The following is a 25635-nucleotide window of genomic DNA, read 5'->3' as shown; positions in this document are numbered from 1 at the left end:
TCTGTCACAACGTAACCGCACGACTTGGAACGTGGATTACTATAGCGTCATGTTGACCGGCCGACAAATCCACGGCGTGTCGGCCGGTCAACACGACTGCTGAAGGTGAATCGCCGTTTTACTCCATGCGTTTGAGAAATGCCTCAGCCTCTTTGACCAGCTGTTCGGCTTGCGGCGCCCCGAGCGAGGCTATGGTGCGGGCGCGCTGGGCGAGGTCGTACTCGCGCTCTAGCTTGGCGATATACGCTGACAGCCGGTCGTCACATGCGGCGATTGTGGACGCCTTCATCTTCCATGTCTCCGCCCTCGCCGCCAGATCCTTGGTGTCAAGCGGCACGCCGAGAATCGTGGACAGTCCGTGCACAAGTTCCAATGTACCCTGCGCACACATATCCGTATTCATGTACTTGGGAATGGACACCCACATGGATGTCGTACGCATGCCAGCGTTGCAGGCCATCTGGTCAAGTATGGTGGTGATACCGATGGGGCCGCTGTATTCACGGTCGAGCTCGCAAGAGCAGGTGGCACTGGAAATGTCTACCGGCAGCGGCCTGGTGTGCGGGCATGCGGCGTACATCGAGCCGAGCGTGATGACATGGGTGACGTCATAGTCCTCGGCGACATGCAGGACCTCCCTGCAATAGTCTTTCCAGTGATAATTCGGTTCGGGGGCGATCTGGACCAGAACGTGTAGGTCGGGGGAGAGGGTGATGTCGTAGAACGAGGTGTGCGGCCAGATGATGCGTGCCCGGCCGGTGATATGGCAGAGCATCGGGCGGGTGGCCTGGTAGTCGTAATAACCATCCGAATTGATTTCGTGGATGAGTTTGGATTCGTAGTGGCCGATGAGGTAATGGATGACTTCGCTTGCGGCTTGGCTCGCATCGTTCCAGCCCTCGAAGGCGGAAATCATGAATGTCTCATGCATCGGTTCTGCTCTCATAGCCTCTAATGTATCTGTTCCTCGCGGTGTGTGCCGGCGCTTATGCCGGTGGTGAATCCTCTCAGCCCTTGGAAATATTGAGCTTTCCCTGCTGATGGGAACGACGACGGCAGAAAGCGACACGCCGAGGAAGGCACTCGATTTTGCAAATCACATGGATGTCGTTATAGTAATTACTCGTTGCTTCAAACACAGCAATGTGGTTGAAACGCGGACATAGCTTAGTTGGTAAAGCGCGACCTTGCCAAGGTCGAGAGCGCGGGTTCGAGTCCCGTTGTCCGCTCTAAGGTCCGATGAGTTGACGACCTTACGGTGGGTTAGCCAAGCGGTTAGGCAGCGGCCTGCAAAGCCGTATAGACGAGTTCGACTCTCGTACCCACCTCTGGCGAGGAAGGCGTAAGTCTTCCAAACCAAGACACAACCTGGGCGGTTGGCGCAGAGGTAGCGCACTTCCCTGACACGGAAGGGGTCACAAGTTCGAATCTTGTATCGCCCACGAGTCCGGAGGAATCCGGCTTTCTTCACCAATCGGGTGATTGGCGCAGCGGCTAGCGCACTTCCTTCACACGGAAGGGGTCGCAGGTTCGATTCCTGCATCACCCACATCATCAGGAACGTCACGCACAGCGTGGCGTTTTTTGTTTTCCATGCAATCACTCGTCTTTCCGGGGATTTCTCGGTTATTGCTGACATGTGTGTCCGGTGGCGGGTCAGTCGGGGGTGCCGTGGTATTCGGTTGGTGTGTGGAATTCGTTCCAATCGATGCCGGTGCCGTATCGCATCGGGATTCGGGTCGTCTGCCATGCACCCGGCGCTGGGCGAACCGTTCTTCTTCATCATCCCGTGGCATTTGGGGCATCGTGGAGTGTTCATTCCACCAATCCGGCACATTCGAATCGCCTGCATGCCTTGCGCCGCAACGGGGCCGCGCCGGTTTCGGACACACATTCTGGCCGGGCTCGAAAGTGGCGGCATGAGGATTCGAAACCGCGACACGCTCGGCAGGACAACCCCTACACCCGTTTTCCAGACACACATTTTGGCCAATAAACCAACAATCCTTTGTCGCATTAGGTTAGAACATGAGAACACACCGGTTCGGTAGCATCACCGAAAAGAAGAACAAGCAGGGCAAAACGGTCGGGTGGATGGCGGCGTACGCGCATCCCAAACAGTCCAAAAGCAAGGTCAGGCGTCAGTTTCCCACGGTCGCGTTGGCGCGTGAGTGGTTGGAGGGTGAGGAGTTGTTGGTGTGCGCGTACGGACGCGGCACGGCGGACTGGATTCATCCTCGCGAACGTGACGCGCGTGAGCGTGCACGGGCGTATTGTTCATGGATTGGGCGGACGAGTGGATGGATAAGTGGGGCCGGTTCCATTCCAGTAGCGCGCGTGAACCGTTGGCGCCCGCACATTGCGGCGCAAACGCCTACTGTTGCACCGGGTCAAACAGGTGTTCGGGATGCGTGTCTTGGAGGAGATCAGTGTGGAGGACGTGAACCGATGGCTAGATACCTGCCCGTTGGACGCGACACCCAAACGAGAGGCGTACATCATGCTGCGCACGATCATGCGGTGCGCGGTGCAACCGCCGGGCGGGCGTCGTTGTTGGACCGGTCGCCGTGCATGGCGCCGATCCCGATCCTCTTGATCGCATACGCCAATGAGTAGCGGAGAGCGCGATCCATCACCACCGTTCGGCAATTCATACCATGGCCGCAAAAACAGTGACGGCCAACACTGGCGGGCCATTGCGCACAGCCATCAGATGTGGATTTTACGAATCAGGGAAACCACCCAGGAAAGGGGACGACACATGACTGGAATCGCTCCCGATGTGCGTTTATCAGAACCGTTGGATGACGGACAACGTTGGATTCTTGAAAATGCGCACGGTGAAAAAATAGGCGTATCCGCTGATGTCGCAACCTTCATCACCGCAATGCAGGACTCTACGGACCTTTATGAGGTGAACCGCAGATTCGGTAAGGACAATGTAAGAAAGGTCATAGATTCTTCTATCCGGATTCCATGTGTTCCTCAACGAGGAACCGAAACCGGGACACAAGGATGCGCCTGCCTATTTCCAAAAAGACAGACTGATGGTGGTATCCCCCTCATCCATACAATTCACCTTACTGCGCAATCCGTTACGCATTTTCATCCCCATTCGCTCGTTTCCCACGGTGTCCGTCATGGTAAACTGTCACCAACCTCATCACCATAATTAGGAGCAAAACAATGAAAAACAACAACTCGAATACCGATATAGTCCTCTCGCTCTCCACGACCGTTTGCCTGCTTGCGGCACTGATGGCCATTTTCCCAACCGGCAACATAGCGCTCATGGCCGTGATCATCCTGGTCATGCTTGCCAATCTGACTTATACAACGGCAAAGATTCTCAGGAAACCCAATGAGCCAGCCTCGAAAAAAGAGGAACAGTGATATCCATGGCCGAACACGCCCTTCCACGGCAATATGTCGTGGAATTCCTCAATATGCTTGATAATCCACCGGTCAGTGTTTTAAACACTATTTCATTGCATGCGATGTGGAATCCCTATCCTCAGTCCAAAAGGCAATGAGCACCCGGCAACATACGACTCTGCGAGATCTTGAATCCTGCATCGATGACTTCGACATCGACGACATCGGGAAGAAGAACCGCGTTCGCCGGCGTGTCAGCTATCGTATCGGGACATGCCAGTGACCGTCGCCCAGAACAATGCTGACATTCGCCTAGGTGTGTCATCGCGCCGCGCTTCTGGATGCACGTCTTACCGAGCCGTCTTACTGTGTGCGTCTTTCGCATGCACGCAAAGACGCTTTCGCATGCACGCCTCACCATGGACGCCTGGCACGTTCATGCCGTGCCTGTCCGTAATGTCGTGTCCCGCATTTACCGTAAACGAGGTAACACACAGTCCAGGCCTGCACCTTAGTACCGCGGGCCCCGATAGCAAAGGACACCTCATGGCAGAACAAACCATCTCCATAACAGTCAACGGTGAAGTGAAGGAGGTGGATGCAAGCCAGACCGGCGTCGATCTCTTCAGCGACAACAAAGACATCATCGCCGTGCGTCTTAACGGCGAACCCCGTGACCTGTACACCCCTCTTCACGATGGTGACAAGGTTGAGTCGATCGCCCTCGATTCCGAGGACGGTCTGGCCATCATGCGGCACTCCGCAACCCACGTCATGGCACAGGCCGTGCAGGAGATTCGTCCTGATGCCAAGCTCGGCATCGGCCCTGTCATCAAGGATGGCTTCTACTACGATTTCGACGTCAAGGATCCGTTCACTCCGGAGGATCTCAAGGAAATCGAAAAGCGCATGCAGCGCATCATCAAGTCCTCCCAGTCCTTCCGCCGCCGCGTGGTCAGCGAGGAAGAAGCTCGCGCCGAAGAAGCGGGCCAGCCCTACAAGCTTGAGCTGATTGGCGCCAAGGAAGCCGAAATCGACGAAGCCGCGTCCACCGAGGTCTCCGGCAAGGGCGAGCTGACCATGTACGACAATGTCGACCGTGAAGGCAATGTGGTGTGGAAGGATCTGTGCCGCGGACCTCACCTGCCGAACACGCGCTACATCAAGGCATTCAAGCTGGAACGCACCGCAGCCGCATATTGGCGCGGCGATGAGAAGAACCCGATGCTTCAGCGTATCTACGGCACCGCGTGGGCGAGCAAGGACGACCTGAAGGCCTATATGTCCCGCATGGAAGAGGCTGCCAAGCGCGATCACCGCAAGCTCGGGCAGGAAATGGACTTGTTCTCCTTCCCGGAGGAGATTGGACCTGGTCTCGCCGTGTTCCATCCGAAGGGCGCCGCGGTCATCAACGCGATGGAGGATTACTCTCGCGAAATGCATCGCAAGGCCCATTACAGCTTCGTGCAGACCCCGCATATCACCAAGGGCGGCCTGTATGAGACATCCGGGCATCTGCATTGGTACAAGGACAATATGTATCCGCCGATGCGCGTTGACGAGGAACGTGATGCGGACGGCAACGTCACCAAGCAGGGCTTCGACTACTACCTCAAGCCGATGAACTGCCCGATGCACAATCTGATTTTCAAGTCGCGCCAGCGCTCGTACCGCGAACTACCGCTGCGGCTGTTCGAATTCGGCACGGTGTACCGCTACGAGAAGTCCGGCGTGGTGCACGGCCTGACGCGAGTCCGCGGTCTGACTCAGGATGATTCGCATATCTACTGCACGCGCGAGCAGATGAAGCCTGAGCTTCGCCGCCTGCTCACCTTCGTGCTCAAGGTGCTCAAGGACTTCGGCCTCAATGACTTCTATCTGGAATTGTCGACCAAGGATCCCCACAAGTTCGTCGGCTCCGACGAGATCTGGGAGGAAGCGACCAATACGCTCGCCGAGGTCGCCAAGGAATCCGGACTCGAACTCGTCGACGATCCTGCTGGTGCCGCGTTCTACGGCCCGAAGATCTCTGTTCAGGCGCGCGATGCCATCGGCCGTACCTGGCAGGTGTCCACCATCCAGCTCGACTTCAACTTGCCTGAGCGCTTCGGCCTCGAATACATCGCCGCCGATGGCACCCACCAGCGCCCGGTGATGATTCACCGTGCCCTGTTCGGCTCCATTGAGCGTTTCTTCGCCATCCTGCTCGAGCATTACGCCGGCGCCTTCCCGGTGTGGCTCGCCCCGGTGCAGGTCACGGGCATCCCGGTCGCCGACGAGTTCGCCCCGCATCTGCAGGCGTTCATTGACGATCTCGAGGAGAACCTCGTGCGCTGCGAGATGGACAACTCGGACGATCGCTTCGGTAAGAAGATCCGCAATGCGTCCAAGTCGAAAGTTCCGTTCACGCTTATTGCCGGTGAGGAGGACGTCAAGAAGAACGCTGTCAGCTTCAGGTTCCGTGACGGTAGCCAGCTCAACGGCGTGCCGGTGGACCAGGCTAAGGCGTGGATCCTCGAAGTCATCAAGAAGCGTGTCCAAGTGAACAACGCCGACGATTTCGCGGCCGCGACCAAGTGACCAGTACGGCATTGCGCTGAACGGGTTCGGGCGGCACTGGACATTTCAGTGCCGCCCGATTCGCCTGCCGATAATCGACAAGAAAGGTATTGAAGACAATGCTGGAACATTGCCGGGGACTGTGGAAGAAACTGACCGAACCCATCGCCCGTGTCTGCGTGCGTATGCATATGAGCGCCAATGGCATCACCATCACCGGGTCGATTCTGTCCATAGCGTTGTCCGTCGTGATCGGCATCACCGGTTGGATCATTCCGCTCGTGTTTTTCCTCGCGATTGTCGTGCTGTTCGATTCCCTGGACGGTTCTGTGGCCATGCTGACCACCGGGGGAACGAAATTCGGCGCATTCCTTGATTCAACCCTTGACAGAATCGCCGATTGGGCGGTTCTCATCGGCTGCATCCTGATTTTCTACCTGCATAGCGACTGGTGGATGCACGGCGGATCCGGCGAGGACGTCATCTCTCATGTCGGCATCGGCTGCGCGCTCGTTTCCATCATGACCTCATTCGTCACCTCCTATGCCCGTGCCCGTGCGGAATCCGTGGGGTATGAGGCGAAAAACGGCATCGCGACACGCGCTGATCGCCTGTTCATCATCCTGGTCGGCATGTTCGTGACCGGATTGACCCATAACGGGCTGTGGCTTGCCATCGCGATGGCGCTCTTGGCTGTGCTCGGCCTGATTACGGTGTTCCAGAGGATTTTCGAAGTGCGGCGTCAGATGAAAGCCGATGAGCGGGATTCCAATATCGGCACCAACGAGCGGTAACACCGGCCATGCTTGACAGGGTCCTTATCTTCATCGCCAAGCACGCCGGCATGCTGCCTGAGCGGCTGGTCAGGGGGCTGTTCCTGTTCGCCGCTGATATCGCTTGGCTGACGCGCGCCGGAGGCGTCAAGCAATTGGAACGCAACCTGTCACACGTATTGCATGACCGCAACCGGTCTGAACATGACGGCGTATGGGCGGCAATCCAGAACAGGATGCATCTGCGGCATGTTTCCCACCGGGCGATGCGGTCCTATTTCACCTATTTTTCTGAAGCCATGACGGTCGGCGGCAGAAGCGATGAGTGCCTGAGTGCCCGTGTACGCGGGGCCGGCCCCGGGTGTGCGCTGATCATCGAATCCACGCGTGCGCAAGCCGGTTCGGCGCCCATCGCTATGGGACATCAAGGCAATTGGGATTACGCCGGGTATTGGGCGTATCGCGATGTCGCCCCGGTGACCACGGTCGCCGAACGGCTGAAGAACGAAGAACTGCTCAAGACTTTCGTGGACATCAGACGGTCCCTGGGCATTTCAATCCTGCTCACCGGTCAGCCCGGCCTGATCGGCAAACTGGAGGAAAAACTGGTCAAGCCGCATGTGGTGGTGCCGCTACTCGCAGACCGTGATCTGAGCCGTCACGGCGAATTCGTCCACGCCTTCGACTCGATGATTCGTGTGGCGCGAGGGCCTGCAACCTTGGCCTATGACACCGGCTTGCCCCTGTATGTCGTCAATATGTATCGTGAACGTCTGCATGGAGAAAGACGCAGGACAGCCCGTACCCCATACGGGTATGTCTGCCATGTCAGCGCTCCAATCGATGTCGCCCGGTTCGCTGGTCTTCCCCGCGAACAGGCGATTCACGATATCAGCCAGGCGTGGGTTGACGTCTGGTCACGGGGAATCGCGCAGCATCCGCAGGATTGGCATATGCTTCAGCCGATTTTCATTGAGGATCTTGACGTCTCGCGGCTCAAGGACGTGCCGGATGAAGTGCTGGCATTGATTGAACGTCGTCGCCGCGGCATATGACCGCTTCACCGACGTTTGCAGGCGGTGTAGGCTATGACTATTGCCTTCCGACGGAAGAAAGGACATGATGTCGAACGCAGATTTTCGCGACGATACAGACTGTGATATGCACGATCAGCACGATCCACTGCATGGCCGGAAACTACGCGTCGGCATCATATCGCCATATTCCTTCGAAACGCCGGGCGGCGTGCAGTTCCATATCCGTGATTTTGCGAAGGAACTGATTGCACGAGGCCACGAGGTCGAGGTCCTCGCGCCCGGACGACGGACCAACGATATGCCGTTGTGGGTGCAGACGGTCGGTACCTCCTTTGCGATTCCCTACAACGGTTCAGTATCGCGGCTGAGTTATTTCGGATTCGTGGGGGCTCAAGTGCGTCGTTGGGTCAGACAAGGGCATTTCGACATCGTGCATCTTCATGAACCAGAGGCGCCGTCCCTGAGTCATAAGCCGTTGACCATGGTGCATCATCCTCCGTTGGTCGGAACTTTCCATGCCGCGTTCAATGATTATCCATTTGCACTGCGTTTCTTCCAGGGCTATCTCAACCGGTATTTACGGCCGTTGGCCCACGCCATCTGTGTCAGCGATGCCTCCCGAACCGTCGCGCAACGGTATCTGCCGCAGGATATGCCCGTATCGGTGATTCCCAATGGCATCTCCACTCGCCAGTTTTCTCTTGCGACGCCCATACCCTCTTGGCAGGGCGACGACACCAGTCCCACCATCGGGTTTCTCGGCAGAATGGGGGAGGAGCGCAAAGGCTTTGCAGTGTTCTGCCGCGCGACCGCAAGGATTCTCGACCAATACCCCGAGGCCCGGTTCCTGTGTGCAGGTGATGGCGAACGCGAAGGCAAAACCATCGTCAACACTGTCGACCCGTCCGGGCATCTGATGGATCATATGGAATTCCTTGGCCGAATCAGTGACGACGATAAAGCGAGGTTCTATCGCTCGCTCAGCGTCTACGTGGCGCCCCAGACCGGCGGTGAAAGCTTCGGTATCGTGCTTGCCGAAGCGATGGCGGCGGGATGCCCTGTCGTGGCTTCCGATCTTCCTGCATTCGTGGCTGTCGCAGATGAAGGCCGTGCAGCCGCGTTGTTCGGCAACGGCGATGATCGTGATTGCGCTGCCGTGGTCTGTTCGTTGATCGCTGACCGTCAAACCCGTGAGTCACTTGGGCAAGCCGGGCAGCACCGCGCATTGCGGTATGACTGGAGCAGCGTCGTAGACCAGGTGCTCGGCGTGTACGCCGAGGTCTTGTCTTGAAAGCGCTTTACAATCGGTGTGTTTATCGTACCCGTATCTGCTAGGAGCATTATGTCAGGGCATTCCAAGTGGGCGACCACCAAGCATAAGAAGGCCGCCATTGACGCCAAGCGCGGCAAGCTGTTCGCGAAGCTGATCAAGAACATCGAGATCGCAGCCCGTCTGGGCGGCGGCGACCCCGACGGCAACCCGACGCTGTATGATGCGATCGTCAAGGCCAAGAAGGCATCCATGCCTGCCGACAACATCAAGCGCGCCGTCAAGCGTGGCTCTGGTGAGGAAGACGGTGCCGCCAACTACGAGGACATCGTGTACGAAGGGTATGCGCCTGCCGGCGTCGGCCTCATCATTGAATGCCTGACCGATAACCGCAACCGCGCCGCGGCTGAAGTGCGTTCCACACTGACCAAGGGCAACGGTTCCTTGGCCACGTCCGGCGCCGTGAGCTTCAACTTCGAGCGCAAGGGCCAAATCGAGGTGCCGTCCGAGGGCTTGGATTACGACAAGCTCTTCGAGATCGCAGCCGAAGCCGGCGCCGAGGATGTGTCCGACGACGGTGACGTGTTCAGCGTGATCACCGATCCCGCGGATCTCATCACGGTCCGCAAGGGTCTCCAGGAAGCTGGCATCGACTACGATTCCGCCGATCTGGTCATGATTCCGAAGAACGAGATTGAGCTCAGCCTCGACGACGCCCGCAAGGTGTCCAAGCTGATCGACAACCTCGACGACCTCGACGATGTCCAGAACATTTACAGCAACTGGACCGCATCCGACGAGGTGATGGCCCAATTGGAGGAAGAGGAGTGATCTGTTGATCATCCTTGGCGTTGATCCCGGCCTGACTCGGTGCGGGGTCGGCGTGGTGGAAGCCGGCGCATCACGCCGGCTTTCTTTTATCCATGTCGATGTCATCCGCACCAGCCCCGACACTTCCCAGGATTTGAGGCTGCTTTCGATTTACAACGGACTGGTTGATAAAATCGAACGCTTTGTCCCTGACACGGTATCCATTGAACGCGTGTTCGCGCAGGCCAATCGCAACACCGTGCTCGGAACCGCGCAGGCGGCGGGGATGGCCATGCTCGCTGCCGCGCAGCGGGGGATACCCGTCGCTTTGCACACCCCGACCGAAGTCAAACTCGCGATCACTGGCAACGGCAAAGCGGACAAGCTCCAAGTCGAACGTATGGTCATGCGTATCCTGAACCTGTCCGAGATGCCCACCCCGCCTGATGCCGCCGACGCGTTGGCGCAAGCGATGTGCCATGCGTTGAGGCCGGCAGGGGCGTTGCAGGGCGGCGAACGCGAGCAACATCTGACCGCTGCGCAACGACAGTGGGCGGTCGCAGCGCAGCGGGCGAAACGTCGCCGCGGAGTCGACCGCGGCATGTAAGCTATCGAACATATGTTCGATTGATGGTCACACAGTCTGAAGGAGGCAATATGATCGCCATGCTTCATGGGCAGGTCGCAGCGGTCGACCAGTCCGGGGTCGTGCTTGATGTCAGCGGTGTGGGCTTTGACGTCCGTATGCCGCAGACTGATCTCGCCTCATTGCACTCAGGGCAATCCGCTACCGTGTACATCTCCATGGCGGTCACCCAGGATGCCATCACGTTGTATGGATTCCTGTCGTCCGCTGAGAAAAAGATGTTCCTCCAGCTGCAAAAAGTGAGCGGCATCGGCCCGAAAGTCGCCCTTTCGCTCTTGTCTACCTTGCCGCCTGACCGTCTTGCCAGGGCGGTTGCCGACGGGGATGCCACCGCGTTGGCCAAAGCGCCGGGGCTCGGCAAGAAGGGGGCACAGAAAATCATCCTAGAGCTTAAAGGCTCGCTTGATCTGTCCCAAGTCGAGGGTGCATCCGCCCCAGCTCAGTCGCCGGTGGACACGGGTGCCCAACAGGTCGTTGAAGGGCTTATCTCGCTTGGATGGCGTCAGCAGGATGCCTTGAATGCCGTCGAACGCGCATGCCGCGACCACGATATTGAAACTCCGATAGGCGAGAAGGACGTGCCTCGTGTGCTCAAACTGGCGCTGACCGAACTTGACCGCGGGCGATAATGCATGAGAAGGGCACAGGTGAGATATGCGACAATCTGAAGACACGACGGTGAACAATGATGGCGCCAGGGAAGAATCCCTGCGTATGGTATCTTCGCAGCCATTGGACAGCGAGCCAGTGAGCGATGAGGAGCTGCGTCCCCATGTCCTTGAAGGGTTCATCGGGCAGCCACGGCTCAAAGCACAATTGCAGCTGTTCCTTGACGCAGCACGCAAACGTGAGGTTCCCCCGGACCATATCCTCCTGGCGGGCCCTCCAGGACTGGGCAAGACCACACTCGCCATGATCGTGGCCAACGAACTCGGCGTGCCGATCAGGGTAACTTCGGGGCCTGCCATCCAGCATGCGGGGGATCTCGCATCCATTCTCAGCTCGTTGGACGCCGGAGAAGTGCTGTTCATCGACGAGATCCATCGTCTGCCTCGGCCGGCAGAGGAGCTGCTGTACATCGCCATGGAGGATTTCCGTGTCGATGTCATGGTCGGCAAGGGGCCCGGTGCATCATCCATCCCGTTGACTTTGCCGCGCTTCACGGTGATTGGCGCCACCACAAGGGAAGGCATGTTGCCTTCGCCGCTTCGGGCGCGTTTCGGTTTTACCGCGCATCTGGATTTCTATCCACATGAGGAGTTGGAGAAACTCATCGAGCGGTCCGCTTCGGTGCTTGGCGTGGAATTGGAAGAAGGCGCGGCGCATCAGCTATCCCTGAGATCCAGGGGGACGCCGCGTATCGCGAACCGGTTGCTGCGTCGTGTGCGCGACTGGGCAATCGTCCATGATTTGGAAAGTGTGGACGTCGATGCGGTCACTCAGGCGCTGGCTCTGTACCAGATCGATTCCGAAGGATTGGACAGACTCGATATTGCCGTATTGCAGGCAATCTGCCGTAATTTCAACGGCGGACCAGTTGGCTTGAACAATCTGTCGGCGATGGTGGGCGAGGAATCGGAAACCGTGGAGACGGTATGTGAGCCGTATCTTGTCCGCGAGGGATTCCTCGTACGCACTCCGAAAGGCCGTGTCGCAACGGCTAAGGCCTGGAGACATCTCGGCCTTGAACCCCAGGATGATGTCAACAAGCTATTCTAAGGTTAGATATTTGGATAGCACCCCGCTAGCACGTCAGGAGTCCCATGTCTCAGAATCTCGATCCTAATATGGTTATGATCGTCATCCTCATCCTGTTCATCTTCATGATGTGGATGAGTTCACGGCGTATGAAGAAGCAGCAGAAGCAGCAGCAGGAAGAATTGCGCGAGGCCATGGTCCCGGGCACTCTCGTCGTGCTTCGTGGCGGCATCATCGCCACGATTGTATCCGTGGACGAGAAGTACGAGGAAATCGTCGTGGATTCCGAAGGCTCTCGTCTGCGCTTCAAGCTCAACGCCGTCGCCGGAAAGTACGTGCGTCCGGCGTTCATCGATGACGACGAGGCCGAAGCCAATGATTTGCAGCAGGAAGATGCCAGCAGCGAGGGGGCCGAGGGCACGTCTGTGGCGTCCGAGACTGAGGTTTCTGACACCGAGCGAACCGACGTGCAGAATGCGTCATCGGCGGATGGCACCGCTGATACAGCTGCACCGGCTGAAGCAGGTAAAGCCGATACCGAAGACAAAGCATCCGACAACGAAGCCAAATAACCTATCATAGTCGGTTTCCGTCTCGATTTGCAGCCCGGCGAATCCGGCAACACAGCAACCAGAAAGATCAGGTCCCATCGATGGCATCCGATATCCATATCAGACAACTGGAACTAGTAGGCAGGGACAAGGCCGAATACATGACCTCCCTGTTCCGTTCAGTGCTTGGATTCCCCAAGGAAGGCATCAACTTCCGTGATTTCATGCCGGTTCTCGAGGACGCGAAAGGTCTGCAGATCCTCTTGGAAGGCCTTGAAAAGGCATTGCCGGTTCCTGCTGATTCCTTTGACTCTGTAGCAGGGCTGGAAGCCAGGGGCTTTCTGTTCGGTCCGGCGCTTGCCGCCCGACTTGGCAAGGGGTTCATCGCAGTACGCAAGGCGGGCAAGCTGCCGCCACCCGTCATCGGCGAGGATTACACCTTGGAATACGGGCAAGCCCGTGTGGAAGTGGAATCCGATGCGGTCAGCTCCGGCGAACGCGTACTGATTGTCGACGATCTCATCGCAACGGGCGGCACAGCGAAGGCGGCAACGGACCTGATTCGCAAATGCGGCGGCACCATCGCCGGTTTCAGCTTTGTGATGCAACTCGAAGGGCTTGACGGAATCGGCAGTCTCGGTCCATACCCTACGAGCACACTGGTGTCCATGCCGGCGTGACCGGATGAAGAGAGGCAGAAATGGATTTATACGAGTATCAGGCTCGCCAGCTGCTTGACGAGCAAGGAATTCCCACCCCAAGCGGGATTTATGCGTCGAATGCCGACGAAGTCGCCCAGGCTGCGGATACCATCGGATATCCGTGCGTCATCAAGGCTCAGGTGAAAATCGGCCATCGCGGTCAAGCAGGCGGCGTCAAGATTGCCCATACACGCGATGAAGCTGTCGCTGCGGCGAATGCCATCTTCCCCATGGTCATCCATGGCCATCAGGTTCGTGGCGTACTGGTCGCGGAAGCCAAGAACGTCATCCACGAATACTATGTCTCGATTTCAGTGGACCGCACCTCGCGTGATTTCGATGTGCTCGCGACAGCGAACGGTGGCACCGAAGTCGAGGAAATCGCCAAGGCCCATCCCGAATCGGTCAAGCGCCTGCACATCAACGCGTTGGACACTTTCGACCTCGATGCCGCGACTGAAATGGCGCGCAACATTGGGTTCTACCATGCGGACGTCGACCAGGCTGCGCGCATCCTGCTGAATATGTGGCAGTGCTTCAAGACCAACGACGCTACGCTCGTGGAAATCAACCCGCTCGCCAAAATCGGCGACCCGCAAGATGAATCAAGCAAATCGTTGTGCGCGCTCGATGCCAAGATTTCGCTCGACGACAACGCCTCGTACCGGCATGACGGTTGGAAGCGTTTCGAAGGCGCCACGCAGCTTGACCCCTACGAGCGCAAGGCGAAAGAACTCGGACTGCACTATGTACATCTGACCGGACAGGTCGGCGTCATCGGCAATGGCGCAGGACTCGTCATGAGCTCGCTTGATGCGGTTTCGGGAGCCGGCGAGGAACAGGGCACCGGCATCAAGCCGGCGAACTTCCTCGACATCGGCGGCGGCGCCTCAGCCGAGGTCATGCGCAACAGCTTGGAGATTGTGCTGTCTGACCCGCAAGTGCGTTCTGTCTTCGTGAACGTCTATGGCGGCATCACCTCATGTGAGCAAGTCGCCGCCGGCATTCTCGGCGCATTACAAGCCATCGAGACCGTCAAGCCGATTGTTGTCCGATTCGATGGCAACGCTGCACAGGAAGGTCTGCGCATGCTCGCTGATGCCAATGACCCGAACCTTCATGTCTATGACACCATGGAGGAAGCAGCACAACAGGCCGCACGCATCGCTGCCGCATCGTCCAGCAAGGAGGCCACGAAATGACGTTGTTCGTTGAAGATGGTGCCCCGGTCATCGTCCAGGGCATGACGGGCCATCAGGGCATGACACATACGGCAAGAATGCTCAAGGCGGGGACGAATATCGTCGGTGGTGTCAATCCTCGCAAGGCAGGCACGACCGTCACCTACCCGAAGGCCCGTGAAGGCAAGGATGCGGTCATTCCCGTATACGCGACATGCAGCGAAGCGATCAAAGCTACCGGAGCCAAGGCGAGTGTCATCTTCGTACCTCCGCGCTTCGCCAAAGACGCTGTTGTCGAAGCGATTCAAGCCGGTATCGGCACGATCGTCGTCATCACCGAGGGCATTCCCGTTGCCGATTCCGCATACTTCGTCGAACTCGCCTTGCGCAAGGGCGTCCGTATCATCGGACCGAACTGCCCGGGCCTGATTACATTGCCGGCGACTGACGGTGCTCACGGCGTCAACCTTGGCATCATCCCCGAGGGCATCGTCCACCGCGGTCCGCTCGGCCTCGTGTCGAAATCCGGTACGCTCACCTACCAGCTCATGGGTGAACTCTCCGACATTGGTTTCACCGCGTGCGTAGGCGTGGGAGGTGACCCCATCGTCGGCACGACACTCCAGGAAGCGTTGGAACAGTTCGAAGCCGATGACGCCACCAAGGGCGTCGTCATGATTGGCGAGATCGGCGGAAGCGCCGAACAGGATGCCGCCGCATGGGCCAGCAAGCACATGACCAAGCCCGTCGTCGCCTATATCGCAGGTTTCACGGCTCCTGAAGGCAAGCAGATGGGTCATGCAGGCGCCATCGTCTCCGGTGGAAAAGGCACCGCGCAAGATAAAAAGATTGCGCTGGAAGCCGTCGGGATTCCTGTCGGCAAGACACCGCGTCAGACCGCTGACCTCATGCGCAAGGCATTGCAATCCATCGCCGCATGAAAGAACGGTGCGTTTCATTCGTTAAGGGGGTCGTCTTCGCGGCGGCCTCCATGGCGTTATATGCGCTTGCGCTCTGGTTGCTGATTTCACTGCTTCTGCTAGTCATATCCATGGAAGAGGGTACCGGCGGTCTGACAGACTATGCCTTCTCACTGACGCAAAGCATGATACTGCTCAGCCAAGGGATTGGATTCCAGACCAGCGCAATCACCCTGAGTGTGATTCCTCTGACACTGACGCTGTTGATGGTGTGGTTGCTCGCATCCATCGCTCGCAAGCGTCATCTGTCTTGGGCCGCATATTTTGGCGGGCTCATCACATGGATGTCCCTCAACATGGCCTTCACCTTCCATATCTCCGTGGGCCTGCTTGACAATATCGGCATCGTGGCGGTAAAAACCGGCTTTGTATTCACTGTGGCCTTTGTACTCGGGGCGTTCCCGGTAAGCCAATCGTGGCAACGCATCAAGGCGTTCGTCAGCCAGCATGTGTCCCGTGAACTCAGGCGGGCGCTGTCGCTCGGCGTGGCACTGGGCTTGACGCTGCTAGGCATATACGTTCTGTTGGCGTGCATCGATGTGGTGGTCTGGATTGTCTACGGCGCCGATGCCGTATCCAAGATTTTTGAACTTGATGCGATGGGCGTGGGATCACGCATCATGACATCGGTATGTTCACTCGCGTGGCTGCCCAACCTGTGCATCTGGTCCTTGTCTTGGATGTTCGGGTCTGGATTCCGCATAGGGGAGCTTGCACATTTCACGATGTGGATCGGACAGTCCACGGACCTGCCGGGTGTGCCGCTGTTCGGCATTTTCCCGCAAGCCATCGGCAATGATGGGTTGCGCTCGTTCCTCTTGTCGCTTCCGCTGATTATATCTCTCGTCTGCGCCCTCGCATTCATGTTGTCGCCGACCGGTTTCGCCATTAGGGCGCCCCGCGCCGGAGACGACCGTGCCACAGTGGTGAGCGACATTATCATGTTCGCCTATCCGCTTGGCTCATTCTGCATTTCGGGGGCGCTCGTGGCTTTGGGGTCGTCGTGCATGTTCGCCTTGTCCAACGGTGCGTTGGGAGCGCATCGGCTCGCGCACGTCGGCGTCGACGTCGTGGCTTCGACACGCGCCGTAGGACATCCGACCATCGTCGGATTATTCGTCACATGGGCGGCGGTCATCGTTGCCGATGCGGCATGGTATGGATTACGCTTGTGTTGGTCGCATCTGCGCCCGGCCAAGAACAGTCAGTCAACCGGGAATACGGCTGACAGACAACCGCGAGGTGTCGCCAGCGCACCTATCGTCGCCGATTATGCGACAACAACCACCAAGGAGGAACAGGATGGCATCAACGAACAGGCCGATTAAACGGGCCCTCGTATCCGTATTCCACAAGGAAGGCATCGACGTGCTTGCACAGGCGTTCATCGCCGCAAGCACTGAAGTCGTCTCCACCGGTTCGACCGCCAAGCGTCTCGCCGAACTTGGTGTCAACGTGACTGAGGTCAGTGAAGTCACCGGCTTCCCGGAAAGCCTTGATGGCCGTGTCAAGACCCTTGATCCTCACATTCATGCGGGCATCCTTGCCGATATGACCAACCCCGAGCATGTCAAGCAGCTGCAAACGCTGGGCATCAAGCCTTTCGACCTGGTGGTGGTCAACCTGTATCCGTTCGCGGATACCGTCCGTTCCGGTGCGAATGAGGCGGACACCATCGAGAAAATAGATATCGGCGGCCCGTCCATGGTTCGCGCAGCGGCGAAGAACAGCGCCACAGTCGCCATCATTACCGATCCCGCTGACTATGCGCTGGTGGCCAAGCGCATCGAAGACGGTCGTGGGTTCAGCCTTGAGGAGCGTCGTTGGCTCGCCGCCAAGGCTTTCGCCCACACAGCCGCCTATGACGCGACCATCAACGAGTGGACGTCCAAACAGTGGCCGAAGCCGGAAAGCATCACCGCCGACCAGTCTGCGGCGGATGACGACATTCCCAATGAGGATACCGTGTTCCCGAAGGCATACACGCGTACGTGGGATCGCTCCCATCTGCTGCGGTATGGCGAGAACCCGCATCAGCAGGCAGCTCTCTACTTGGATCCGCTGAACCAGAACGGGTTCGCCCATGCCGAACAGCTCGGCGGCAAGCCCATGAGCTACAACAATTACGTTGACGCCGATGCTGCTTGGCGCGCCGTGTGGGATTTCGCCCCGAGCATTGCCGTCGCCGTCGTCAAGCACAACAATCCTTGCGGTCTGGCTCTCGGCAAGACCGTCGCCGAAGCCCACAAGAAGGCGCATGCCTGCGACCCGATGAGCGCTTACGGCGGTGTCATTGCCGCGAACACCACGGTGACGCTTGAAATGGCCCAGAACGTGCGGCCGATCTTCACTGAGGTCATCGTCGCCCCCGACTATGAGCCGGAAGCCCTTGAGCTGCTCAAGACCAAGAAGAAGAACCTTCGTATCCTGAAGGTCGCCGAACCTCCTCGCGCCAAGCAGCAGTACCGTCAGATCGACGGGGGACTGCTCGTGCAGACCACTGATCTTATCAACGCCCCCGGCGACAGCCCAGATGCGTGGAAGCTTGTCTCCGGCGATCCCGCGGATGCCGATACGTTGCGCGACCTCGAGTTCGCTTGGCGTGCCATTCGTTGCGTGAAGTCGAACGCCATTCTCATCGCCCATGATCAGGCGACCGTCGGCATCGGCATGGGACAGGTCAACCGTGTGGATTCCTGCCATCTCGCCGTCGAACGTGCCAATACGCTGGCTGATGGCGCCGACCGTACCACTGGCTCGGTCGCCGCTTCCGATGCGTTCTTCCCGTTCGCCGATGGCGCGGAATACCTCATCAACGCCGGTGTCAAGGCGATTGTGCAGCCCGGTGGATCCATTCGCGATGAGGAAGTTTTCGAAGCGGCTCGTAAAGCCGGCATTACCATGTACGTCACGGGAACCCGCCACTTCTTCCACTGATTCGCGGTTTTCGGCGTAACGGCCGGTTAGGGGCGGTGTCTGGTCTTCGGTCCGGGCGCCGCCTTTTTGCATATGGATGCGACTTCCTAGTTGCGACTTCCTGGTGATGCGGTAGCCACCATTGGTCGCGTTTCAGTGGTCGGTACTCAGCGGTGCCGTGTGTTCCAGGCTGGCTGATTTCCGGTGCCGCCAATCGACTCGTACCGTGCTGTCATATTCCTCAGCGATTTCGGTATCACGTCGAAACGGACAGGTATTCTTCCCTTTGACGCGTCAAGATATCGACAATGGGACTCGCCGCACACCGATTGTCGGTGTGACATCTGTTCCTAACCGCCACGAGGAGGCCACCATGCCGCAAGAGCATCCGTATGTGTCTGAAGCCAAAGAAGGCAAACCGGTATGTGAATGGATCGTGGCGCTGTTGGTATGTGTCAGTGGCATCCTTGCCGCCTTCGGATATACGATGGCCGCCACAGCGTTGCTCGCTGCGACGGCCATCGTCTTGGGAACAATGCGCATCATCCTACGTGAACGCAGCCCATGGAAGGTCCGGTCCGTGGCATTCGATGCGTCAATGTCCCTGTGTTTTGGTGTCGGAGTCTCACTGCTCGATCTGAGCATCCGCGTTATGCTCTGAAGCCGCGGACGTTTCCTGCTCGGCATGCTCGGCAGCGGTTTGCGCCGCATCGTTGCCGGTCTGGGTGAGTGCATCGGTATCAGCTACATTCTGTTGCGCGGCGGTGTCATTGACAACCTGCTGCTTGGCGTTGGCATTGTCACGCAGCAACTGCGCACCGATCATGACCATCGCGACAATCGCCGCAGCGAGAATCGGGCAAATCCAGAATACCCACAGCTGCTGCAGCGGGTTCTGAGACAGTCCGGCGTTGCGTGCGAACAGGGCGATGCCGGTGGAGCGTGCGGGGTTCATGCCGGCTCCGGTGACCGGATAGGTCATCGCGGCGCCCAGACCATAGGCGAAACCAATGGCCGCAGCGTGCGAAACCGCCGTGGTCTCCTTGTCCATGGTCGTCACAGCGGCGGCAATCACCACAATGCTTGCGATGATTTCGACCACGACAGCCAGGGTGATGTCAAAGGAGGCGCTCACGCTGCTCAGCGTGGATGCGGAGACGGAGCCGTTGCCGAAGCCGTTGACGGCATCGGTCAGCCAGATCTTCGCGGTGAGGGTTTCGGTCGTCGGCAGGATACGCACAATCAGCGCGCCGGCGGCGATACCGCCCAGCACCTGGGCGATGATGTAGAGGATACCGTCGAGTACCTTGGTCTTGCCGGTCAGTATTGCAGCGAGGGTGATCGCCGGGTTCAGCTGTCCGCCGGACACCTTTGAGAACACCAGTGTCACCGCGGCGTACGCGATACCGGTGGCCAGGGCGATGAACGCCATATTGATGCCGAACAGGGCGGTTCCGAAAGTTGTGAAGCTGTAAATCGCGAAGAATACGATGAAGCTTCCCGCAAGTTCAGCGCCCACGCGTACCGCAAGTGGTTCCTTCGTGCATGATGCCGCGTCACTGGCGCGCTGCGATCCCGTATCAGTCATTGATTGTTCTTTCTCTAGGGGAATAGCGGACAAGGCTCCGGCCTGAAGCGCGGCCATATCCGCCGGACGTGTGACATTCTACCAGCAGGGACGCTTTTCTGTGCCTTACGCTACAATATCTATGTCGTGTGTCTCGCAGTTCATGCCATGGCGAGTACCGTTGCGAGTGCATCACGACACCAGATATCTATCCATGACGGCTCCGATGGCGCCGTCCGGCCACGTTGGGAGAACGATGCCAAACGCATATTCTCGTGCATTGAAAGCACATGACAATAATCAAGAAGGCATTCGCCTGCAGAAGATCCTCGCACAAGCCGGTTTCGGTTCGAGGCGCAAGTGCGAGCAGATCATCCTCGACGGTCGTGTCGAGGTTGACGGCGAATTGGTGACCGAGCTCGGCACCCGTGCCGATCCGAGCAAGCAGGAGATTCGTGTCGACGGCTCCCGCGTCCGCCTGAACCCTAATCACATCACGCTTGCGCTTAATAAGCCGCGCAAGGTGCTCAGCACCATGGACGACCCCAAGGGGCGTTATACCTTGCGGGACATCGTCGGCGACAAGTATGAGCGCATCTTCCATATGGGACGCCTCGATTATGACTCGGAAGGGCTCATCCTCATGACGAATGACGGTGAACTCAGCCAGCATGTCATGCATCCCAAATACGAGGTGGAGAAAACCTACATCGCCACCCTGCAGGGCAGGATCAGCGGCAATGTATGCCGGCGTCTTGTCTCTCAAGGCGTGCAGCTAGACGACGGCTGGATTCGCCTTGACCATTGCGCCATCATCGACGCCAACCATGACACGACCTTGGTAAAGGTCGTATTGCATTCGGGCAAGAACCGGATTGTCCGTCGTATTTTCGACGCGGTCGGGTTCCCCGTCAAGCGCCTGGTGCGCACGCAGATCGGCCCGATCAAGCTCGGTGATCTCAAATCAGGTTCATACCGCGTGCTGTCTCAGACTGAGGTTCGTTCACTTGCCAAGGAGGTCGGACTGTGATCCGTGTCGCCATTGACGGCCCCGCCGGTGTCGGAAAATCATCCACGGCGAAGGAACTGGCCAGACATTTCGGTTTCGCATACCTTGATACCGGAGCCATGTATCGCGCATGCGCATGGTGGTGCCTCAATCAGGGCATCGATCTTGACGCCGCGCAGATTGATGAGCAGCAGATTACTGAGACGGTGGGGGAGTTCTTCACCGAAGACCATTTCGATATCTCAGTAGACCCTGACCGTCCGATTGTGCTCGCCGACGGTGAGGACATCAGCGAGGACATCAGATCTTCCGAGGTGTCCACCCATGTGTCGCGGGTGTCGGGCATCATCCCCGTCCGCCATGTGCTCATCGCGGCGCAGCGCGCGTATATCGCCCGTGAAGCGTCGGGGGATTCCTTCTCGCAAGGACGTGGCATCGTCGCTGAAGGACGTGACATCACCACCGTCGTGGCCCCCGATGCCGAAGTACGAGTGTTGCTGACCGCGCGCGAGGAAGTGCGTCAGGCACGCCGGAGCGGGCAATCCGCGCAGGGCGTTGGCGCTGAGGATGTCGCGAAACGCGATCGCATGGACTCGAAGGTCACCAGTTTCCTGACCGCCGCCGATGGGGTCGTGACCTTGGATAACTCGGATCTGACCTTCGAACAGACCTTGGACCAGCTCATCGCATTGGTTGATCAAGCGATCGAGGAGCAGCAGTACCAGGAGTACGCCGCGAATCTCGAAGGATACGAGCTCGACGAGGAAGACCGAGAACTCATCGCGGGCGAAGACGAAGGCGACGCCGATGCCGGTTCAGGCAAGCAGGTCGGTGTCATCGCGGTGGTCGGACGGCCGAATGTCGGAAAATCCACGTTGGTGAACCGTATTCTTGGTCGCCGCGCGGCGGTCGTTGAGGACACCCCGGGGGTCACCCGCGACCGCGTCAGCTACGACGCCGAATGGGCAGGTACCGATTTCAAACTCGTCGACACCGGTGGCTGGGAAGCCGACGTTGAAGGCATCGCCTCGGCGATTGCGTCCCAAGCGCAGGTGGCGGTAAGACTCGCCGACGCTGTGATTTTCGTGGTGGACGGGCAAATCGGTATGACCGACACCGATGAGCGGATTGTCAACATGCTGCGGGCGGCCGGCAAGCCGGTGACGCTCGCGGTCAACAAGGTCGACGACGCGCAAAGCGAGTATCTCACCGCGGAATTCTGGAAGCTTGGCCTCGGAGAGCCCTATGGCATCTCAGCCATGCACGGCAGGGGAGTCGGCGAGCTGCTTGACGCCGCGTTGGACTCCCTGAAGTCCGCTGACCGGACATCGGGATTCCTGACGCCGTCGCATCTGCGGCGTGTCGCGCTCGTCGGGCGGCCGAATGTCGGCAAATCATCGTTGCTCAACCAACTCGCCCACGAGGAGCGTTCGGTTGTCAATGATCTAGCCGGCACCACAAGGGATCCGGTCGATGAGATCATCTCGATGGATGGCCAAGACTGGCTGTTCATCGATACCGCCGGTATCAAGCGTCGCCAGCACAAGCTGTCCGGCGCGGAATACTATTCCTCACTGCGCACCCAAGCGGCTATCGAGCGTGCGGAACTTGCGTTGGTCCTGTTCGACGCGTCCCAGCCGATCGCCGATCAGGACCTGAAAGTCATGAGCCAGGCGGTTGACGCCGGCCGAGCAATCGTCCTGGTGTTCAATAAGTGGGATTTGATGGACGAATTCTCCCGTCAGCGGCTGGAGCGTCTGTGGGCAACCGAGTTCAACCGGGTGACGTGGGCTGAACGCGTCAATCTCTCGGCGAAGACCGGGTGGCATACGAACCGCCTGTCTCGTGCTATGCAAACGGCTCTTGAATCTTGGGACAAGCGCATACCCACGGGCAAGCTCAACGCATTTCTCGGGCGGATCCAGGCGGCGCATCCCCACCCGCTGCGAGGCGGCAAGCAGCCGAGAATCCTCTTTGCGACACAGGCTTCGACACGGCCGCCGCGGTTCGTGATTTTCGCGACCGGATTCCTCGAGCACGGCTATCGGCGGTATCTGGAGCGTCAGTTGCGCGAAGAATTCGGATTCGAAGGCTCGCCTGTCCAGATTTCCGTCAAGGTCCGTGAAAAGCGGCGGAAGTAGGCGCCTACCGAAATCGGAAGGGTACGCCACGCCGGGTTGCGTAGACTGAACTGCTGTGGTAAGTTAGCTCTTCGGCGCGTACAGCGCCGATCGGGCCGTAGCGCAGTTTGGTAGCGCACTTGACTGGGGGTCAAGGGGTCGCGGGTTCAAATCCCGCCGGCCCGACCGGAAAGCCGCGGAATCACAACGATTCCGCGGCTTCTGTTTTCCGCCCGGAGGGCGAACGTGCGACAAACGTGCGACACCGCCTACATATCCACGTCCGAATTGCCCTGCGGCGCCTGGGTCTGCGGGGCGGGTGCCTGGGGTTGCGGGGCCCGGTAGGTCTGCCTCGGCGCGGGCGCCCGATAGGTGCGGCGTGGTGCGGGTGCCTGGTGGGTGCGGCGCGGCGTGGGTGCGGCGGTCCGTTTCGGCGTGCTCTGCTGTGCTTTCCGCTGCGCCTCGGCTTCGGCCTGCGCCTGCGCCCTGGCTTGCGCCTCAGCTTGCGCCTGCGCCTGCGCTTGGGCTTGGGCTTGCGCCTGGGCGGCCGCGTCGGCGGCGGCCTTGTCGGCCTTCTCCTTGTCGGCCTTGGCTTGCGCGCTCTTCGCCTGCTCGGTCAACGCCTTGGCCTGGGCGCCCATGTCGGCCAGTTCGCCGGCCGTCCGGGGGGTGCGGGCGGCGAGGTTTTTCGCCTGGGCCAGGGTCGACTCCCCGCCGTCCGGGTAGGTGGAGGCGAGCGCGTTCAGCCCGTCGGCTATCGGCTTCCATTTCGCCTGCACCGCCTTCTGCAGGCTCTGTTCGAGCGCGTCGTCCCGGGTTTTCAATTGGCTTGTCGCGCGTTTCGCCTTGGCCGCATCCTGCGGGCATGAGACGGGTGCCGCGCCGGCCGTCACGCCGAGCGTCTTGGCCTGGGAGGCCAGGGTGCGGGCGCGGGACGCCTCGCTGTCGTACGTCTTGCAGGCGGCGGTGACGGCGGCCTGCCGGGCCTTGGCCGCGTTGGAGCGGCGGATCATGCCGACACCGGCGGCCGTGCCGAGGATCAGGGCGATGGCGAGGGCGACGATGAGGGCGATGCGCCCGATGCGTTTCAGGTCGGCCGGGTCGCGCGGCGGTTTCCCCCCGTCCGGGTCGTACATCGGCTCGTCGTCCCCGTCCCACGGGTCGGAGGCGCCCGGGGTGGCCGGCGTATCATCCGCGGCGTTCCACGGGTCGGTGTCCTCCGGTTCTGGTTCAGGCTCCGGTTTGCGGCGGTTGCGTGAGAACGGGCTGCGGCGTTCCGGCTCCGGTTCGGCGGGCGTATCATCCGCCAGTTTCCACGGGTCGGGGTCCTCCGGCTTCGGTTCGGGCTTGCGCCCGGACGGGTCATGCCGTTCCGGCTCCGGTTCAGGGTGCGTGTCCGTCTCCCGCCCCCACGGGTCGTCTCCTGCAGGCGCATCGCCCGGCAGTTCCCACGGGTCGGTATCGTCCTGTCCCCACGGGTCGGGGTTCTTCGGCTCCGGTTCGGGCTTGCGCCCGGACAGGCCGTGCCGTTCCGGTTCCGGTTCGGCGGGCGTATCACCCGGCAGTTCCCACGGGTCGGTATCGTCCAGTCCCCACGGGTCGGGGTTCTTCGACTCCGGCTCGGGTTCGGGCTCGTGATGTTTGCGCCCGAACAGGTTGTGCCGTTCCGGCTTGGTGTTGGCGGGCGCGTCCGTCTCCTGCTCCCACGGGTCGGGGCCGGCCTGGGGCGCGGGGGCGTCCTCCCCGTCGTCCGACCAGTCGAGGTCGAGCGGTTTGGAGGGTTGGGCGTGGGTCAGCCAGTCGGGTGCGCCGACCGCGCTGGCGAACGCCGCCGCCTCGTCATCCTCCTGCGGCGCCTGGCGTTCCGGCTCGCCGTCGTCCGTCGGGGCGGGTGCCGGTTGCGGCGCCGGTTCCGCCGGATGCTCGGGCATGTCATCGTACAGATCCGCCCACTCGTCACCTCCGGCCGACTGCGATGCAGGTTCCGCCGGTCGCGGTTCAACGGGTTGTGCCGGTTGTGGTGCGGGTTGTGGTTCAGGCCGCGGTGCCGGCCGCGCGGGCACATCATCGTACAGATCCGCCCACGCATCGTCTTCGGCGGACTGCGGTTCGGTGGGTTTCGCCGGTCGTGGTTCAGGCCGTGGTGCGGGTTTCGCCGGTTGCGGTTCAGGTTGGGACTTCGCGGGTTGCGGGTCGGGCTGTTTCGACCCGCCGTTCGCCGGTTGCGCCGGTACGTCGTCATACAGGTCGGCCCATTCGTTGTCCGTCGGGGCGGGGGCGGGTTGCGGCTTCGATGCGGCGGGCTGTTCCGGCTCCGCCGCCTGATCACCCCAGGCGGCCGCCCAGTCATCCTCGTCCGCTACAGGCGCAGGCGCGGGCGTGGGGGTCTTCCGGGGTTGGGCGCCGGTCCCGGCCGCCGGCTTGAACGGGTTGAAAGGCATA

Annotated in this window: 23 protein-coding genes and 5 tRNA genes; 25 read left to right on the top strand and 3 right to left on the bottom strand. The window is 59.7% G+C overall.

All coding sequences use genetic code 11. The features are described from left to right. Positions 1–118: 118 nt before the first annotated feature. The gene (locus tag CQR48_RS05340; RefSeq protein WP_015450588.1) at positions 119–946 is read right to left on the bottom strand and encodes a PAC2 family protein; all 828 of its coding nucleotides are present in this window, start codon (positions 944–946) and stop codon (positions 119–121) included. A 210-nt stretch (positions 947–1156) separates the two neighbouring features. Between CQR48_RS05340 and CQR48_RS05335 the strand changes: the two genes are divergently transcribed. The 22 genes from CQR48_RS05335 (at position 1157) to CQR48_RS05240 (ending at position 19158) form a co-directional block, all read left to right on the top strand. Then, positions 1157–1229: transfer RNA gene (locus CQR48_RS05335), tRNA-Gly, on the top strand. A gap of 28 nt (positions 1230–1257) precedes the next feature. Next, positions 1258–1328: transfer RNA gene (locus CQR48_RS05330), tRNA-Cys, on the top strand. A gap of 42 nt (positions 1329–1370) precedes the next feature. Beyond that, positions 1371–1442 (top strand) — tRNA-Val (locus CQR48_RS05325). Between the two features lie 34 nt (positions 1443–1476). Then, positions 1477–1549, top strand: a tRNA-Val gene (locus tag CQR48_RS05320). A gap of 1059 nt (positions 1550–2608) precedes the next feature. Next, positions 2609–3172 (top strand): hypothetical protein, encoded by a 564-nt coding sequence (locus CQR48_RS09015; protein ID WP_143252499.1) that lies wholly within the window; start codon positions 2609–2611, stop codon positions 3170–3172. Positions 3173–3186: 14 nt separating this feature from the next. Next, on the top strand, positions 3187–3393 hold the full coding sequence (locus CQR48_RS05315; protein ID WP_101452277.1) for a hypothetical protein: 207 nt from the start codon (positions 3187–3189) through the stop codon (positions 3391–3393). Positions 3394–3529: 136 nt separating this feature from the next. After that, positions 3530–3658 carry a hypothetical protein gene (locus CQR48_RS09410; protein ID WP_257468012.1) on the top strand — a complete coding sequence of 43 codons (129 nt, stop codon included), beginning with the start codon at positions 3530–3532 and terminating at the stop codon, positions 3656–3658. A 263-nt stretch (positions 3659–3921) separates the two neighbouring features. After that, positions 3922–5955: a threonine--tRNA ligase gene (thrS, locus tag CQR48_RS05310; RefSeq protein ID WP_033505630.1), complete on the top strand. Its 2034-nt coding sequence runs from the start codon at positions 3922–3924 to the stop codon at positions 5953–5955. Positions 5956–6053: 98 nt separating this feature from the next. Continuing rightward, the gene (locus CQR48_RS05305) at positions 6054–6728 is read left to right on the top strand and encodes a CDP-alcohol phosphatidyltransferase family protein (RefSeq protein ID WP_101452276.1); all 675 of its coding nucleotides are present in this window, start codon (positions 6054–6056) and stop codon (positions 6726–6728) included. A gap of 8 nt (positions 6729–6736) precedes the next feature. Then, entirely contained in the window at positions 6737–7762 is a 1026-nt protein-coding gene (locus tag CQR48_RS05300; RefSeq protein WP_101452275.1) for a phosphatidylinositol mannoside acyltransferase, read from the top strand. 106 nt (positions 7763–7868) lie between these two features. Then, positions 7869–9035, top strand: coding sequence for a glycosyltransferase family 4 protein (locus CQR48_RS05295; protein WP_101452296.1), 1167 nt, complete (start codon positions 7869–7871; stop codon positions 9033–9035). Between the two features lie 51 nt (positions 9036–9086). Continuing rightward, positions 9087–9845, top strand: a complete 759-nt coding sequence (locus tag CQR48_RS05290) for a YebC/PmpR family DNA-binding transcriptional regulator (protein WP_015450581.1) — start codon at positions 9087–9089, stop codon at positions 9843–9845. Positions 9846–9849: 4 nt separating this feature from the next. Continuing rightward, positions 9850–10431: a crossover junction endodeoxyribonuclease RuvC gene (gene ruvC / locus CQR48_RS05285; RefSeq protein ID WP_015450580.1), complete on the top strand. Its 582-nt coding sequence runs from the start codon at positions 9850–9852 to the stop codon at positions 10429–10431. 50 nt (positions 10432–10481) lie between these two features. Further along, on the top strand, positions 10482–11099 hold the full coding sequence (gene ruvA / locus CQR48_RS05280) for a Holliday junction branch migration protein RuvA (protein WP_101452274.1): 618 nt from the start codon (positions 10482–10484) through the stop codon (positions 11097–11099). A gap of 25 nt (positions 11100–11124) precedes the next feature. After that, positions 11125–12189 carry a Holliday junction branch migration DNA helicase RuvB gene (gene ruvB / locus CQR48_RS05275; protein ID WP_015450578.1) on the top strand — a complete coding sequence of 355 codons (1065 nt, stop codon included), beginning with the start codon at positions 11125–11127 and terminating at the stop codon, positions 12187–12189. A gap of 44 nt (positions 12190–12233) precedes the next feature. Continuing rightward, on the top strand, positions 12234–12740 hold the full coding sequence (locus CQR48_RS05270) for a preprotein translocase subunit YajC (RefSeq protein WP_081965225.1): 507 nt from the start codon (positions 12234–12236) through the stop codon (positions 12738–12740). Positions 12741–12820: 80 nt separating this feature from the next. Beyond that, positions 12821–13399: an adenine phosphoribosyltransferase gene (locus CQR48_RS05265; RefSeq protein ID WP_101452273.1), complete on the top strand. Its 579-nt coding sequence runs from the start codon at positions 12821–12823 to the stop codon at positions 13397–13399. Positions 13400–13419: 20 nt separating this feature from the next. After that, complete coding sequence (sucC, locus tag CQR48_RS05260) at positions 13420–14622, top strand: ADP-forming succinate--CoA ligase subunit beta (RefSeq protein WP_015450575.1); 1203 nt, start codon at positions 13420–13422, stop codon at positions 14620–14622. Next, the gene (sucD, locus tag CQR48_RS05255; RefSeq protein ID WP_101452272.1) at positions 14619–15542 is read left to right on the top strand and encodes a succinate--CoA ligase subunit alpha; all 924 of its coding nucleotides are present in this window, start codon (positions 14619–14621) and stop codon (positions 15540–15542) included. Before sucC ends, sucD begins: the two co-directional genes overlap by 4 nt. Next, a complete protein-coding gene (locus CQR48_RS05250; protein ID WP_101452271.1) occupies positions 15539–16909 on the top strand; it encodes a cell division protein PerM in 1371 nt (456 codons plus the stop codon). Before sucD ends, CQR48_RS05250 begins: the two co-directional genes overlap by 4 nt. Beyond that, the gene (gene purH / locus CQR48_RS05245) at positions 16884–18518 is read left to right on the top strand and encodes a bifunctional phosphoribosylaminoimidazolecarboxamide formyltransferase/IMP cyclohydrolase (RefSeq protein ID WP_101452270.1); all 1635 of its coding nucleotides are present in this window, start codon (positions 16884–16886) and stop codon (positions 18516–18518) included. Before CQR48_RS05250 ends, purH begins: the two co-directional genes overlap by 26 nt. A gap of 352 nt (positions 18519–18870) precedes the next feature. After that, a complete protein-coding gene (locus CQR48_RS05240; protein WP_015450571.1) occupies positions 18871–19158 on the top strand; it encodes a hypothetical protein in 288 nt (95 codons plus the stop codon). Here CQR48_RS05240 and CQR48_RS05235 read toward each other — a convergent pair. After that, complete coding sequence (locus tag CQR48_RS05235) at positions 19123–20085, bottom strand: MIP/aquaporin family protein (protein ID WP_101452269.1); 963 nt, start codon at positions 20083–20085, stop codon at positions 19123–19125. The genes CQR48_RS05240 and CQR48_RS05235 overlap by 36 nt on opposite strands. Before the next feature lie 235 nt (positions 20086–20320). Here CQR48_RS05235 and CQR48_RS05230 point away from each other — a divergent pair, with 235 nt between their 5' ends. From CQR48_RS05230 to CQR48_RS05220, 3 genes are all read left to right on the top strand, one after another. Beyond that, positions 20321–21094: a pseudouridine synthase gene (locus tag CQR48_RS05230; protein WP_029576735.1), complete on the top strand. Its 774-nt coding sequence runs from the start codon at positions 20321–20323 to the stop codon at positions 21092–21094. Next, positions 21091–23214, top strand: coding sequence for a bifunctional cytidylate kinase/GTPase Der (gene der / locus CQR48_RS05225; protein ID WP_033492530.1), 2124 nt, complete (start codon positions 21091–21093; stop codon positions 23212–23214). The genes CQR48_RS05230 and der overlap by 4 nt, the downstream gene beginning before the upstream one ends. Before the next feature lie 91 nt (positions 23215–23305). Next, positions 23306–23379: transfer RNA gene (locus tag CQR48_RS05220), tRNA-Pro, on the top strand. An 83-nt stretch (positions 23380–23462) separates the two neighbouring features. On the opposite strand, the gene CQR48_RS05215 is transcribed toward CQR48_RS05220, so the two are convergent. Next, complete coding sequence (locus CQR48_RS05215; RefSeq protein WP_101452268.1) at positions 23463–25634, bottom strand: hypothetical protein; 2172 nt, start codon at positions 25632–25634, stop codon at positions 23463–23465. Position 25635: the final 1 nt, after the last annotated feature.

Source organism: Bifidobacterium thermophilum, from assembly GCF_002846655.1.
Lineage (GTDB): Bacteria > Actinomycetota > Actinomycetes > Actinomycetales > Bifidobacteriaceae > Bifidobacterium > Bifidobacterium thermophilum.
Note: the sequence above shows the minus strand (reverse complement) of the source record. Positions and strands in the feature narration are given on the sequence as shown.

What these genes read in the sequence shown, in the direction of transcription:
- CQR48_RS05340 (WP_015450588.1), bottom strand. Translation starts at nt 946, where the DNA reads ATGAGAGCAGAACCGATGCATGAGACATTCATGATTTCCGCCTTCGAG.
- CQR48_RS09015 (WP_143252499.1), top strand. Translation starts at nt 2,609, where the DNA reads ATGAGTAGCGGAGAGCGCGATCCATCACCACCGTTCGGCAATTCATAC.
- CQR48_RS05315 (WP_101452277.1), top strand. Translation starts at nt 3,187, where the DNA reads ATGAAAAACAACAACTCGAATACCGATATAGTCCTCTCGCTCTCCACG.
- CQR48_RS09410 (WP_257468012.1), top strand. Translation starts at nt 3,530, where the DNA reads ATGAGCACCCGGCAACATACGACTCTGCGAGATCTTGAATCCTGCATC.
- thrS (WP_033505630.1), top strand. Translation starts at nt 3,922, where the DNA reads ATGGCAGAACAAACCATCTCCATAACAGTCAACGGTGAAGTGAAGGAG.
- CQR48_RS05305 (WP_101452276.1), top strand. Translation starts at nt 6,054, where the DNA reads ATGCTGGAACATTGCCGGGGACTGTGGAAGAAACTGACCGAACCCATC.
- CQR48_RS05300 (WP_101452275.1), top strand. Translation starts at nt 6,737, where the DNA reads ATGCTTGACAGGGTCCTTATCTTCATCGCCAAGCACGCCGGCATGCTG.
- CQR48_RS05295 (WP_101452296.1), top strand. Translation starts at nt 7,869, where the DNA reads ATGCACGATCAGCACGATCCACTGCATGGCCGGAAACTACGCGTCGGC.
- CQR48_RS05290 (WP_015450581.1), top strand. Translation starts at nt 9,087, where the DNA reads ATGTCAGGGCATTCCAAGTGGGCGACCACCAAGCATAAGAAGGCCGCC.
- ruvA (WP_101452274.1), top strand. Translation starts at nt 10,482, where the DNA reads ATGATCGCCATGCTTCATGGGCAGGTCGCAGCGGTCGACCAGTCCGGG.
- ruvB (WP_015450578.1), top strand. Translation starts at nt 11,125, where the DNA reads ATGCGACAATCTGAAGACACGACGGTGAACAATGATGGCGCCAGGGAA.
- CQR48_RS05270 (WP_081965225.1), top strand. Translation starts at nt 12,234, where the DNA reads ATGTCTCAGAATCTCGATCCTAATATGGTTATGATCGTCATCCTCATC.
- CQR48_RS05265 (WP_101452273.1), top strand. Translation starts at nt 12,821, where the DNA reads ATGGCATCCGATATCCATATCAGACAACTGGAACTAGTAGGCAGGGAC.
- sucC (WP_015450575.1), top strand. Translation starts at nt 13,420, where the DNA reads ATGGATTTATACGAGTATCAGGCTCGCCAGCTGCTTGACGAGCAAGGA.
- sucD (WP_101452272.1), top strand. Translation starts at nt 14,619, where the DNA reads ATGACGTTGTTCGTTGAAGATGGTGCCCCGGTCATCGTCCAGGGCATG.
- CQR48_RS05250 (WP_101452271.1), top strand. Translation starts at nt 15,539, where the DNA reads ATGAAAGAACGGTGCGTTTCATTCGTTAAGGGGGTCGTCTTCGCGGCG.
- purH (WP_101452270.1), top strand. Translation starts at nt 16,884, where the DNA reads ATGGCATCAACGAACAGGCCGATTAAACGGGCCCTCGTATCCGTATTC.
- CQR48_RS05240 (WP_015450571.1), top strand. Translation starts at nt 18,871, where the DNA reads ATGCCGCAAGAGCATCCGTATGTGTCTGAAGCCAAAGAAGGCAAACCG.
- CQR48_RS05235 (WP_101452269.1), bottom strand. Translation starts at nt 20,085, where the DNA reads ATGACTGATACGGGATCGCAGCGCGCCAGTGACGCGGCATCATGCACG.
- CQR48_RS05230 (WP_029576735.1), top strand. Translation starts at nt 20,321, where the DNA reads ATGCCAAACGCATATTCTCGTGCATTGAAAGCACATGACAATAATCAA.
- CQR48_RS05215 (WP_101452268.1), bottom strand. Translation starts at nt 25,634, where the DNA reads ATGCCTTTCAACCCGTTCAAGCCGGCGGCCGGGACCGGCGCCCAACCC.